Source organism: Spongiibacter sp. C9W (assembly GCF_057370015.1).
Genome location: NZ_CM170672.1, coordinates 1,558,537 through 1,571,484 on the forward strand (window position 1 = coordinate 1,558,537; position 12,948 = coordinate 1,571,484).

10 protein-coding genes are annotated in these 12,948 nt (G+C 49.5%); all 10 read right to left on the reverse strand.

Annotated features, from left to right (window positions below; genetic code table 11):
• Positions 1 to 36 precede the first annotated feature (36 nt).
• The 10 genes from AC2Q8J_RS07375 to paaK all read right to left on the reverse strand — a co-directional run bounded on the left by AC2Q8J_RS07375 (position 37) and on the right by paaK (position 12,835).
• Entirely contained in the window at positions 37 to 1,050 is a 1,014-nt protein-coding gene (locus AC2Q8J_RS07375; protein WP_486452529.1) for a WD40/YVTN/BNR-like repeat-containing protein, read from the reverse strand.
• A gap of 60 nt (positions 1,051 to 1,110) precedes the next feature.
• Positions 1,111 to 2,502: a DUF1329 domain-containing protein gene (locus AC2Q8J_RS07380; RefSeq protein WP_486452530.1), complete on the reverse strand. Its 1,392-nt coding sequence runs from the start codon at positions 2,500 to 2,502 to the stop codon at positions 1,111 to 1,113.
• A gap of 73 nt (positions 2,503 to 2,575) precedes the next feature.
• The gene (locus tag AC2Q8J_RS07385; protein ID WP_486452531.1) at positions 2,576 to 5,065 is read right to left on the reverse strand and encodes an efflux RND transporter permease subunit; all 2,490 of its coding nucleotides are present in this window, start codon (positions 5,063 to 5,065) and stop codon (positions 2,576 to 2,578) included.
• Between the two features lie 161 nt (positions 5,066 to 5,226).
• Positions 5,227 to 6,231 carry an MDR family NADP-dependent oxidoreductase gene (locus tag AC2Q8J_RS07390; RefSeq protein WP_169530622.1) on the reverse strand — a complete coding sequence of 335 codons (1,005 nt, stop codon included), beginning with the start codon at positions 6,229 to 6,231 and terminating at the stop codon, positions 5,227 to 5,229.
• Between the two features lie 280 nt (positions 6,232 to 6,511).
• Positions 6,512 to 7,498, reverse strand: coding sequence for a helix-turn-helix domain-containing protein (locus tag AC2Q8J_RS07395; protein WP_022958323.1), 987 nt, complete (start codon positions 7,496 to 7,498; stop codon positions 6,512 to 6,514).
• A gap of 100 nt (positions 7,499 to 7,598) precedes the next feature.
• Positions 7,599 to 8,081: a styrene-oxide isomerase StyC gene (gene styC / locus AC2Q8J_RS07400; protein ID WP_486452532.1), complete on the reverse strand. Its 483-nt coding sequence runs from the start codon at positions 8,079 to 8,081 to the stop codon at positions 7,599 to 7,601.
• A 328-nt stretch (positions 8,082 to 8,409) separates the two neighbouring features.
• A complete protein-coding gene (locus tag AC2Q8J_RS07405; protein WP_286855202.1) occupies positions 8,410 to 9,891 on the reverse strand; it encodes an aldehyde dehydrogenase family protein in 1,482 nt (493 codons plus the stop codon).
• A 122-nt stretch (positions 9,892 to 10,013) separates the two neighbouring features.
• The gene (locus AC2Q8J_RS07410; protein ID WP_286855201.1) at positions 10,014 to 10,328 is read right to left on the reverse strand and encodes an EthD family reductase; all 315 of its coding nucleotides are present in this window, start codon (positions 10,326 to 10,328) and stop codon (positions 10,014 to 10,016) included.
• Between the two features lies 1 nt (position 10,329).
• Positions 10,330 to 11,514, reverse strand: a complete 1,185-nt coding sequence (locus AC2Q8J_RS07415) for a thiolase family protein (RefSeq protein WP_486452533.1) — start codon at positions 11,512 to 11,514, stop codon at positions 10,330 to 10,332.
• Between the two features lie 10 nt (positions 11,515 to 11,524).
• Positions 11,525 to 12,835 carry a phenylacetate--CoA ligase PaaK gene (gene paaK / locus AC2Q8J_RS07420; protein ID WP_486452534.1) on the reverse strand — a complete coding sequence of 437 codons (1,311 nt, stop codon included), beginning with the start codon at positions 12,833 to 12,835 and terminating at the stop codon, positions 11,525 to 11,527.
• Positions 12,836 to 12,948 lie beyond the last annotated feature (113 nt).

The following is a 12,948-nucleotide window of genomic DNA, read 5'->3' on the forward strand; positions in this document are numbered from 1 at the left end:
TATATCCCCTTAAATACCGGCGATCTATTTTTAGATTCAAAATGGATTTACTGAAATAATGCGACCACCATGCCCCACTGCCGTAACACGCTCCGAATCTGATACTTCTGTGATCGAAATACCCGAGTACCAATTCAGGCTGATATCCAGCGCGTCGAATGTTTTCCAACTCTTTCCATAATTTTTGCTTACAACAGCGACGCGTTGCCCAATCGCAAAGATATTCCCCGCCTCGTCGCCGCCGATTGCGAACAGGCTAGATTGAGTCGGAGTTTGTAGCGCCTTCCATGTCATGCCTTTATCTTGAGATATCAGCACTGTTCCCGATTGTCCGGTTACATATCCGGTATTACCGTAGAATTTGGAATCGAAGAACGTTGGAGCAATAACGTCACCCTCTTCCGGATGTCGATAGATCACATTCCAGGACTCTCCGCGGTCTACTGAGGTCAAAATTTGGCCATACTCTCCGCCAATCAGGATTCGACCATCCTCGAGTACTTGAACAACGTAGTTCGTCGGTTCATCACGAATAACGGCGGTATCACCGGCACCCGAGTCATACAGAGGAGCCCAATCAGGCTGAATGCTTTTCCAGGTCACACCGTGATCGACAGAACGAAGTAAAGTCCCGAAGGCCCCCACGGCAACCGCGAGTCCTTCACTATTCATGTCCACGCCTAATAAACGCATGCGTGAACTGGAACCAACCTTTTTCCACCCGGACCAATCAACATTAACGATCACCTCGCCGAGCTGACCTACTGCAACTGCCCCATTTTCGGTGACAGCAACGCTTGTTAATGCGAGTGTTGTAGGGGTGTCAATTTCCGACCAGCTTTTACCGCTGTCAGACGTTTCCATCAACAATCCAGCTTCGCCAACAGCATATCCATGAGACCCACTGATATCGATGTCATACAGGCGATCGGTTGGTGTATGTGCAACCAAAAGTTCTCCTGCATGAGCACAGATAGAGAAAAATATGCCGCAAATAGCTATCTTAAATTTAAGAAGATAATTGCGTTTAGAAGAGAACGACATTCTCATCCTAATCTCCCGAAAAAATCCAAACTCCTGTGCGGATAGTCCGCACAGGGTTCATTGTTTTTATGCACGCCCCAGAGACTGAAGTGCTTGCTGAGTACAGTAAGTTTCGAACAACCAGTCCTCATCAATCTGGAAGAGGGACTCTGTACCAACACCCTTCTTAGCGTGGTGGGTTCTGGACATACGCTTGTTCTGGTGATCGTAGATAAGACAGTATACCCAAGACCATGCCGGCGTCTTTCCGTCAGCACTCAAGACGACTCGATTACCGTCAGCGCCACCACCAACAAACTGACCGAATGCCATTTCGAAGTTAGCCCACAGTTTCCCCTGACGGTCGTAACGCATACATCCATTCGGCACGCTGTTACGAGCATCGGCGTATACTCGCTTCTTGCTTACCGGTGATCGCGGGTATCCGACGGGCTCACATTCGGTAACAATGACATCTGGAGACATTTCATATTCTGTCTCCCAGAACTTGGGATTATTGGCTTGTTCTTTAGGCTTCCAGTTATCATCGGTATCAGCGAAGTTGCCATTACAGGCGAGAAGCATCGGCTTGCGATCAATGATTTTGTGGTTGCCCCACGTCAGGTATGGGTCACCTGCAGCCCAAGGATCAGTCAGGAACCAAGTCGCGCCTGGAATCAACGGCTCGAAGCGCTGGTTTGCCGGGAACTGACGCACACGGCGGAACTCGGGCAGGTACCCGTACAAATCAGGTATCTTCGTCTGGTCATAGGACCAGTTACTCAGGAAGGACGTACCGCGAACATCTTGTGAGTTGCTGAAGTAAACACACTGGCGCCGGATTTCATCTTCATATCCGCGAAATACCTTGCGGTCGGTACGAGCCTGCATCTGCAACTCGACCCACTGAAAATCATACTCGTACTCCAGATTTCCGTCCGCGCCATAGTCCCACTGCTTGATCGCATAGGTGTTGGCGTCCGCCCGCCCCCAACTCATAGCCATATTTGCCCAGATTTCCTGGCCATTTTTTGGACTTGTGAAGGGTAGGCCACCACTCCAGGCTTTCCCATTCGAATCTACAACGTTTCCTTTACTATCAAATTTACCGCTACGGCCTTCTGCAATATTTCTCTGCATGGCTTCGTAGTAGGAGTTATTAAATAGCTGACGCAGCTCAGTGGTAGGAGCACGAACTTTAATCCGACGACCTTCATTTAGAATTTGATCGTAGATTGAAGGATCCAATAAGTGCTTTGCGTATTCGACGTTATCTTTGGTGATATAGTCACCAACGCTAATCTTACCTTTTGTCTGATCGTCGATTGAATAAAGCTCGTCAGGATATGCTTTCAGCAAGCTCAAATCCTTTGCGAATACCTTTTCGAGAGGCATCAGGACTCCCGCCGCCGCTCCATAGGCCATCCCTTTGAGCAGCTGCCGCCGGCTAAAATTCATATCGTATTTGCGAATGTGCATAACAACCTCCGAATTTATTCTTAAAAAGGCCGAACCTTAACCGTCGTCGACAAAACGGGTTAAATCATATTATTCAAATTACTCGATCAGCATTCATTTCATTTTTTTTTAGATCGAGATTACTTTCCTTTGTCTCTGCCTCGCCCTGATCAAACCAAGACATATCAAGGCTTTCGCCTACCATAAGATCGTTGCGTGTAACGAATTTTGGCTTGAGGACATATACAATTAACGGCAGGACAAGCAGCGCGAGAACCATATTGATCAGCATTACCGAGGACAGCAGCAAACCCATGTCAGCCATGAACTTGAGATCTGACAAGAAATACCAAGGCAAGATACCGACCAGCATGATTGACGCTGTGAACATGATTGCCTTACCGGTTGTTGTAAGGGACTCAACTATCGCCTTTTCCCAGCTTTCGCCTTGCGCGCTGTACTCTTCACAGATTCGTGACATGAGATAAATGCCGTAATCAATACCCACACCGACACCGAGAACCGCAACCATGACAGAATTTATGTCAAGGCCTATGCCCAGCATGTGCATAGCCGCAGTCAGATAGAAGTTTGCAAGCACAACAGGAACAAGCAGCACCAATGACGCAACAAATGACTTGTAGGCGAATGAGGCGATAAAGAATATGGCGACGCATGCCAGCGCCAGCATTATCCATTCATAACGCTTGACAACCTGGTTCTGGGCTTCTTGCAGCGCAATAGTTCCTGATGCCATTCGTACATTGATAGTTTCGTGATCATCACCCAGCTCTGAGACCGCTTGTTTTGCCGCGGCCAATGCTTTGTCGATCGTTTCCTGCTTGTTATCTCGATAGAACAGCGACACGGCACTGTGCTGGAACTGAAAGTCAGTGACATCTGCAAAGTTCAGGGGGTTTTGACCAAAGGCCACAGCCACGCCCGCGGCGTTCACAGCGCGATCCGTGGGATCAAGAGAAAGCCATGCAGGGTGTCCTCCAGAATAAAGACGAGATCCCTCTTCCATGAAGTCGGAAAATGAACGCGTTGCTTTCGCCGGATTGTCGCCGCTCATGACGCTTCGAACGATAGCTTTGGAGACCTCATAGGCTTCTTTACTTCGGGCCGCACGCGCCTGAACATTCCCAGGGTCTTTTGATTCCAGGATTATCTCCAGTGAGTTCACACCAGGGAAATGGTCATTAACATCCCGAGTACCAACATTGAACTCGGACTCATCCCACAGGAGATTACTGCCTTCCGTCGGGTTTCCTATTGCCACCTGCCTAGACACAATAATCACCACGACAGACACCAGACAAACTACTGTAGCTGTTAACTTCGTTCTCTTTTCATTGCCGGTGATTAACCGGCCCACACTTGTCAGAACTCTCTTCTGCACACCGTGTATGCCTTTCTCTTTCTCTCCCGCACCGATTATGGAATCGATGTTCTTGGGTGTTGGCAGATAGGACAACAAAACAGCAATCAGCATCACACCTGTTGGAATCAGGAAAAATGCCCAAAACCCGCAGAACAGCGCAAATCTCTGCATAGCTGGAATTGGTGCAACACCGATACACAGGATCGCGAGCGTATCGGTAACAATTCCAAATACACTGGGCGCCATCATCACGGCTAGTGTCGCCTCTGAGGCAAGTTTTTTATCTTTCAGCTCGCTGAAGATCTCGTAGTATCGCTCCGTGTACTGAACACAGTGGGAGAACGAGCGGGCAATCAACAGCAGCGGAACTACCATTAGCAGCGGCTCGATAGGCGACTCAAGCCAGCCTACAAGCCCAAAACCCCATGTCGCAGCAACGGCACTGCACAATATCGGCGTGGCAATACCCGCGAGATTTCGCATATAGAATGCCAGCGCAAGGAGAAGGAGGCCGACAGTGACAGCGAAAATTGCATAGGTCTGCTCTTGAAGCAGATAGATCCAGCCCGTCAATACTGGCTGCCCTACGACCCTGATAGTGTGGCTACCGTCACTCGCCTCTTTTGCCAAGCGCTGGACCTCACTGAATACGTGGCCGTAGTCGAGGAGGTGTTCATGGAAGCCCGCCCGTATCAGGGTTGCTTTCTCGTCAGACGACACGAGATACGTGCGCGCCATTGGCGACCTTTCCACACGACGCTGAAGATCCTTCAATTCTGCAGCACCCTGGGGAATTCTGTCGCCCATCAAGGGCTGCATTTCTACACCCATCGATGTTGCTTCGGCGTAATTTGCTTTTTCAGTAGTGATTGAAATGATTCGGTCGTGATCGACACCCTCTATCAAATCGATATCACGAGTGAGATCCCAAACTTTCTGCAGCGTCTTTTCGTTATAGATGAGCTCCCCATCTGTCCGCTTGACCATAACAGTGATAGTCAGAGGGTTACCGAAGTTTGGATGCTCTTTGAATGTTTGAACAAACGGATCATCTGCTGGCAGCAAATCCGCAAAGATTGTGCGGATGTCCACCTTGGGCACACCGAATGCAAAGAATATTGTGATAAGAAGGAAGGCAAAAGCGACGTACGCCCGCTTTGCAATAACTTGCCTTGCTATCTTAAAGCTTAGATTGTTCATATCAATACTACTTCGTATGGTTATTTTTTTACCTCGACCCCGGCCTGGCGGACCATAGAAGTCTTGAGGTAACGAAATCTTCAACTTTCATTATCAGTATTGCGCCAACGTCCAGCCTATCTCACAGTGCAAAGAGAGTGACGTAATGTGCACCTGACCGACTAATCACTGACAGAAACAATGGACTTCCCGACATTCTTGCCCTCGAACAGCTCTCGGAGAGCAGATGGCGCATTCTCCAGCCCTTTAGTGATGTGCTCTACAGGCTTGACAGCGCCAAGCCGAATCCAAGAAGACATTTCCTGAAGAAATTCTCTATGTATATCCGTGTTCAGATAATCAAGAACGAGCGAGCCCTGAATGCGTAAACGCTTCAACAGAACCTCGTTTAGCAACGTCATATTATTGTCATTTCTCGCCGGACCTGACGTCGATGTATACAAAGCCATCAAACCGCAAATAGCGACACGGCCGTTCTTGTTCATTAGCGGAAAAGCGGCATCGAAACTTCGCCCGCCTGTCGAAACCACCATTGCATCAATCCCATCTGGAATCGCAGTTTCAAGCCTCTGCGAAAGATCACGACTGGAGTGCTCGATACAATAGTCATATCCCATCGAAGTAGTCGCCAGTTGGCATTTCTCCTCCGTACTCGCAGTACCTACAACTACACCACCCTTCAGTTTTGCTATCTGGCCAATTATTTGCCCGAGGGCGCCTGTAGCTGCACTGCAGAACACCACATCTCCGGGCTGCACATTGAGTACGTTTCTGTTGGCTAAGTAGGCCCCAAACCCGGCGGCCCCTAGCGCACCTAGCATATGCGACGGCGAACTCACTCCCGAAGGGATCTTGCTTACGTCCGAGCCGTCACTGATGTGGTAATCCTTCCACCCCCACAAACCGTGGACATAATCTTCTTCTGAAAAACCCGCCAGGTTCGAAGCGACGACTCTTCCAACAGCAGCTCCATACATAACCTCACCGATCTCAATCGGCTTCGCCTGGTCAGATACTTTTTTCACCCTGGAGAATAGATACGGGTCCATGCCAAGCCATACGGTCTGAATCAAGATCTCGCCCTTCCCAGGCGCATTGATATCTGCCTCTTCAACGCGAAAGCACTTTTCAGTCGGCACCTGGAAGCGCGGCCGCTCCTTCAGCACTACCCTCTGACTCTTCATCCTGACTATCTCCCTGTTATTTTTTTCAGAATGCATGCATACACGCGGATTGTTCTCCACGATTCGTGCAAATAGGGTGTCAATCAGTGCGGGTAGAAAAGTGCGAACACGGCGCCTATGGTGTTGTCAGGCTGCTCCTTGGCCGGCACAAATGGGATGATAGAAAAGGATTGAATAGGGACTGGGGGCAATGCCATTACGGAACGCAGGAGGCCAAAAGGAAGGCGTGACACGCCTCCCGTTAATCGTAGTACTTTGACGCTTATTTTGAAGAATCTTCTCGAAATTCCCTCGGCGTTTTTCCGTAGCGTGTCTTAAACAAGCGCGTGAACGTAGCGTACTCACCAAATCCCGAGTCAAAGGCGATGTCAGTTATCTTTCTATTTTTTTCGCGACTATCCAGCAATGCTCTCACCGCGGTTTCCAACCGCAGTTCACGAATTAATTTGACTGGTGTCGTGTCGATTTCCTCGAACAACATATAAAGCGACCTGCGAGACATGCACATGGCTGACGCCAGATCGTCAGGCCCAAAACTGCTGTCGCTTAAATTCCGGATTATATGATCTCGAGCTTTGTTGAGGCGGGGGTCGTTGTAAGCCTGTAGACCGGTCTGCTCAGCCGACCGGTACAATAGTTTAGTCACCATCAACTGGATCGCGTCCAATACCGCGCCAATGTCCTCTTCGCCTTCATCTCGATCGGCAGCAGTAAGCGCCATCAATGTTCCCAATACCGACCGCATCGATGCGCCCTTGTATAAGGTCGTCGCACAGATCGACTCTGAAATATGCTCCCAGCCAGCACAATAATCATGAGGCAACATTAGTACAGCAAATTTAGACTGGTCAGACATCTGAATTCTATATGGTCTCGCACTATCGCATACCGTCGCCTGACCAGGCGAGAGACTGCAGCTACGGTCATCTTGCTCTACCATCAGACCACCACTAAGCTGCCACATGATCTTTATCGATCCGCTGTCGGTCATTTCGGCGAGGTGACGCGTCCGTTTCACCTCACCAGCCGAGGTGCGAATCATACTCAGACCAGAGCAACCCACCTGCTGAGAGTAGATTTCTGCATCAAACTGACCAGATGCTCTATTTCTAAATTCAAGCCAGGGAAAGTTATCTCGAACGAAGTCTTTCCATTCTTTGAACGACTCGACCTGACGGGTAGATGCCGGCAACCAGCCCAACGTTGAAAGCGCCGTTTCACCGGCCATTTGCCCCTGTATGACACTCATAACACACCATTTTAATAGTTATTTTGGATATTCTTCGGTCACTTTTACTTAGAACAGACATATCGGGGGAGCAAAGCTCCCGCGATATCGTAACAATATTTCAGCTCTCTCTTGCCTGCTTCAAGGCCGCAAGACCGATAACGGCCAGCGCCCAAAGCGCCAGTACACCAAATAAGTAGGCTGGCGCTAGCCCCAAGAAGCTGAACAAACCACCTTCGCCGAGAGAACTGTCGCCAAAGCTTAGCGCTCGGTTATCACTCAGGTTTCCAAAGAAATAGAACGCGATATTTCCCCAACCATCCAGAAGCACGATCCCACCCAGCAACTTCGCTTTCTTGGCGGTAAAATCCAGATGAGGCATCACCAATGCGACGGCTATAACCATCATGCCATTTAGTGCTGGCCCGGAATGAGCCCGCTTCCATCCTTCGGGCGTCCCTGGCATATCGAAATGAATGATATAACCAGGAATGATTTCGAACCCACCCAGTAAACTCATCCAATAAAACACGCCAAACAACAATGCCGAGAACATCATGAGAACTCCATGTCCCAGCATTTTTTTCTGAAATGAATCTGGCATTACTTGCCTCCCCACTATTTTTTAAATTTATGCTTGTGCTGCGAGGGCATTTCGCAAAATCATGTAACCAGCTGTACTCCCCTCAAACATGCTTCACACTTCTGGAAGCACACTTGCGCATACCACTGACATTTTGTGCAATAATAAAACTACATAATACATATCAATTTTTCTTTGTAAATACTTTTTTTTGTATCACTTCCCTTCGGCACCTCCCTATCCTTTTCTCGATTAAGCAGACCGTTACCGATCTACCCATACTCAACGTACTGATAAAAAAGCCGCAAGAAATGCTACTGGGGGAAGCACAACTCGCGGCAAGAAGCCCTTAATCGGTAACGACGGTAATAACCTTTTCTTCAGTGTAAGCCATTACTCCAGATAAGCCGCACTCACGACCACTGCCACTCTGCTTAACGCCGCCCCACGGCAGCCTCGCATCAATGGGAGCCCAACAGTTAACCCCTACTGCTCCAGCCTTAATTTTCTTAGCCATTCGATGAGCACGCTTTACATCAGAGGTCCAAACGGTAGCGCCTAACCCGTATACCGTCCCATTGGCAATTTCTACAGCATCCTGTTCGTCATCAAAGGGAATGACGGTAGCCACGGGGCCGAAAATTTCTTGTTGCGCGATAGCCATGTCATTGGTGGCCGCAGCAAAAACTGTTGGACGAACAAACCAACCCTTCTCGTACGGACACTCACCACCCGCCAGCAGTGACGCCCCTGCCGCGACGCCCTCGCGGATATAGTAGTTAACTCTATCCAGCTGTGCTTTTTTGCACACAGGCCCCATTTGGACGCCTTCCTCCTGGGGGTTACCAACGACAATATTGCTGGCCACGTCAGCAAGCTTCTGCGCAAACTCATCGGCGATATCTCGCTGCACTAGTATTCTAGACCCTGCTGCACATATTTGCCCCTGATTAAAAAAGATCCCCATCGCGCATCCAGCCAGCGCCTCATCCTGATCTGCATCAGAAAATACAACTTGCGGGCTTTTTCCGCCAAGCTCTAAAGATACTCGCTTGAAGTCTTTTGCGGCTTCAGTCTGAATATGCTGACCCACAGCCGGACTACCTGTAAACGTGATCTTGTCTACACCAGGGTGACGTACGAGGGCATTGCCAATGACTGAGCCAGACCCCGTGACGACATTGACCACGCCATCGGGAATTCCGGCTTCCTTAGCAAGCTTAGCCAAATGTAACGCCGACATCGGGGTTTCTTCTGAAGGCTTGATCACCACAGTACACCCAGCCGCCAATAAAGGAGCGACTTTCCAGCATGTGATCATGAAAGGCGTATTCCAGGGCGTAATCGCGGCCACCACGCCCACAGGCTCATTTACCGTATAAGACAATGTAGCCCGACCAAGATAACCCGGAGTGGGAATTGTCCGACCCTCGATCTTGTCAGCCCAACCTGCCGAGGTCCGGATGGTTTGGATAGCATTGGGCAGATCCAGGATTCGCGGCTCCATGGGAACCCGACCAATACAAACGGCATCCATATCTGCAATCAAGTCAGCATCGCGCTCCACGAGGTCTGCCAGCTTGTTTATCAGGCATCCGCGCTGATAGCCGCTAAGACCGGACCAGACACCATTATCGAACTCTGATCTCGCTGCAGACACCGCGGCATCAACCTCGGCAACACCCCCAAATGAATAGCTTGCCAACACGGTTTCATCGACGGGGTTTATCAACTCCCCCCGGGCACCATCTGAGGACTCGACCTCTATCCCATTGATAAAATGGAACATTTCTGTAGGCAACAGGCCAGCTTCTGACTGTAATTTCGTCACTATGTAATCTCCGCTTTTTATTCGCGATATCTTGTCTTTTCAGCATTTCACCCGAATTTGAGTGACACAACGTACCGACATGTGCAGAGACAGTGACATTTTGTGCAATTGCCTGCCCGACCTTACAGGCTAACAACCTCGCTAAACTGCATGCTTGGCATAATATTCGTGTAATTCTTTATATCTCGAATAATTTCCTTCTGCGCCACAGAAAACTTTTCGTTAAAATCATCGACACTGGTAACGTATAATTGAACCGCAGCGACAACTTCAGCCTGCTGTTCGGACTTCGCTCCGAACATGCCTTTATCAATCTCACAACGCACACAGACATCCCCAAGAACCTCTTTCACCATCGGAATATGCGTTGACAAGTAGTAGTCATGATCAAAGCAACCATCGTCAGATCTGAAGTAGCTGATACTTACCTTTATCATTTTATCTCTCTGTCTTATTAAGGAATTGTGTATTTTCCAGGATAATCGCAATACCATGTCCACTGTTTGAAGACGCAGCGCACAAAGCGTATCGAAGATTTTTTGATTGCATACTGTTTATCGCAGTGACGACCAGCCTAGCGGATGAGGCTCCCGTTGCCTCACCAATGGCTAGGTCGCCCCCGCTACCATTTAGCTTCGCCAGTCCCAATGGAACGCCCAGGTCCTTCATTACGCTTATCGCCTCCACCGCACAAACCTCTCCAACCTCGATCACATCAAGGTCCTTGGGCCTGAGACCGGTTTCGGCAAATACTTTTCTGATAGCCGGGATACAATAAGGCGAATCAGCCGCCAGTGGGCTTTCTACTACGGCGTGGGCCAGAACCCTCGCTCGCGCTCGCAAACCCAATTCTTCCACACCGGACATAGACGCCACCAGCAGGCAACACGAGCCATCAACCGTCGGCGCGAACCCCTCATGCAATGACGGATGGATATCAACCAAACTGTCGACAAACCTGCGGCCATGCTCACGCAGTCGCAAGCCATCAAGCTCATCTTCACTAAAATAGCCTCCACCCAGCTTCTGATCATTGCTAATCAGCATACACTCACGATCAAAGAATCCCCGTTGACGCGCAGCCATCGTCCGTCCGTAAGCGGCTACGATATACGAGTTAATATTTTCATTTGATATGGCGTAGTTTTTCGCCAACATTGATCTGCGCGCAGCCTTCTCCGACAGCCTCGTGAACTTGAATTCCCCTTCTGAGCCGCTGTAATCGGCATTAGTGGCAGGCCCTCTCGCCTTAGAACTTGAGCTCACGCCGATAACCACTGAAAGATTTGACGCGCCAGTACCTATGTCGCCGGCTGCCCGTTCGATGGCAGCCATACCCGTACAGTGCAACCAACCTAACGGCGTTATGCTTACATTGCGCTCGATTGAGGTCTTGTCAACGCAAACGTCGACAAACTTCTTTGCGCCCTCTAACGTGCATAAATTTTTATTATTGGAGCCCACATACAGACGATCCACTCGACGCCAGTCAAGCTTTGGATTCCTTTTGACCATATCCGCCAACGGCAATGATGCAAGCTGAGCAGTCGAGTATCGCTCAAGGTAGCTATTTCGGATGGCAAAAGGTGTACGCACGGCTCCACATATGAATGCAGAGCTCATATCATTATTACTACCGATAGTCCTTGACGCGTTTTGCCTTCCCTTCTGAGCGCGCTAAGCCTTCACCCTCGACCAGCTTCACCTTGATAGAGATCCCCACATAGGTCTTAACCAGATGCTTGAGCCGACTGACGATCTCTTCTCTAGCTTGCGCTCCCAACTCCTGATACTCCGGATTAAGCTCAACCGAGACCGTTACAACATCTAGATTTCCGTCTTTAGAAACTTCGATGAAGTAAATCGGCGCCAACTCCGAGACCTTTAGCAGCAACTCTTCTATCTGAGTGGGAAACACATTGACGCCACGTATGATAAGCATGTCATCCGAGCGACCAGTAATCTTGCCGATGCGTCTCATGCCCCGAGAAGTAGGCGGCAGCAACTTGGTCAAATCGCGAGTTCGATAGCGTATAACGGGAAAGGCCTCCTTCGTCAGGGAGGTGAACACCAACTCCCCGTCTTCCCCATCTGGCAAGACCTCTCCCGTCACAGGGTCAATGATTTCGGGAAGAAAATGATCTTCCCAGATCACCGGCCCGTCCTTACTTTCGACGCATTCGCTTGCAACGCCCGGCCCCATGACTTCAGAAAGACCATATATATCTACAGCGTCGATACCCGCTCGCTCTTCAATTTCTTCCCGCATCGCATTTGTCCATGGCTCTGCGCCAAAGATGCCGATCTCCAAGCTCGTTGACCTAGGATCGATACCCTGCCGCTCAAACTCTTCTATCAGGTTCAGCATATAAGAAGGGGTAACCATGATGATGCGGGGCTTAAAGTCCTGAATAAGCTGCACCTGCTTTTCAGTCTGCCCACCAGACATTGGAACCACTGTGCACCCGAGACGCTCTGCACCATAGTGAGCGCCCATCCCGCCAGTAAACAGGCCGTAACCATAGGCATTATGGAGAATATCTCCCGGACGCCCACCCGCCGCTCTGATACTTCTGGCAACCAAATTCGCCCAGTTATCAATATCCGCCTGGGTATAACCGACAACTGTGGGCTTACCCGTCGTCCCGCTAGACGCATGGATTCTGGCCACCTTTTCTCGCGGAACAGCGAACAGGCCAAATGGATAATTGTCTCGTAGATCCTGCTTCCCCAAAAATGGGAATTTATTCAGATCTGACAAAGAGTTAAGATCATCAGGAGTGACGCCGGCTTCGTCAAACTTCTTCTTGTAGAACGGTACGTTTTTATAGGCGTTTTCTAATGTATTTTTAAGTCGTTCTAGCTGAAGAGCCGAAATTTCTTCTCTACTAGCCATCTCGATCGGTTCCAACTCGGGCTTGGAACTATTGGATAGGGTAGGCATTTTTATTCCTCCGTTTTCGAGGAACTTTGCCCGATTCCCGATGCATAAGCGTCACATAATGTGCAGCGCTGGAGGCATTGTGTGCAAAAGCATGACACAAAAAATGAATGACA

Bases quoted from the DNA above. Each gene is read 5' to 3' on its own strand.
- paaK (WP_486452534.1), bottom strand. From the start codon at position 12,835: ATGCCTACCCTATCCAATAGTTCCAAGCCCGAGTTGGAACCGATCGAG.
- AC2Q8J_RS07395 (WP_022958323.1), bottom strand. From the start codon at position 7,498: ATGAGTGTCATACAGGGGCAAATGGCCGGTGAAACGGCGCTTTCAACG.
- AC2Q8J_RS07385 (WP_486452531.1), bottom strand. From the start codon at position 5,065: ATGAACAATCTAAGCTTTAAGATAGCAAGGCAAGTTATTGCAAAGCGG.
- AC2Q8J_RS07375 (WP_486452529.1), bottom strand. From the start codon at position 1,050: ATGAGAATGTCGTTCTCTTCTAAACGCAATTATCTTCTTAAATTTAAG.
- AC2Q8J_RS07415 (WP_486452533.1), bottom strand. From the start codon at position 11,514: ATGAGCTCTGCATTCATATGTGGAGCCGTGCGTACACCTTTTGCCATC.
- styC (WP_486452532.1), bottom strand. From the start codon at position 8,081: ATGCCAGATTCATTTCAGAAAAAAATGCTGGGACATGGAGTTCTCATG.
- AC2Q8J_RS07410 (WP_286855201.1), bottom strand. From the start codon at position 10,328: ATGATAAAGGTAAGTATCAGCTACTTCAGATCTGACGATGGTTGCTTT.
- AC2Q8J_RS07380 (WP_486452530.1), bottom strand. From the start codon at position 2,502: ATGCACATTCGCAAATACGATATGAATTTTAGCCGGCGGCAGCTGCTC.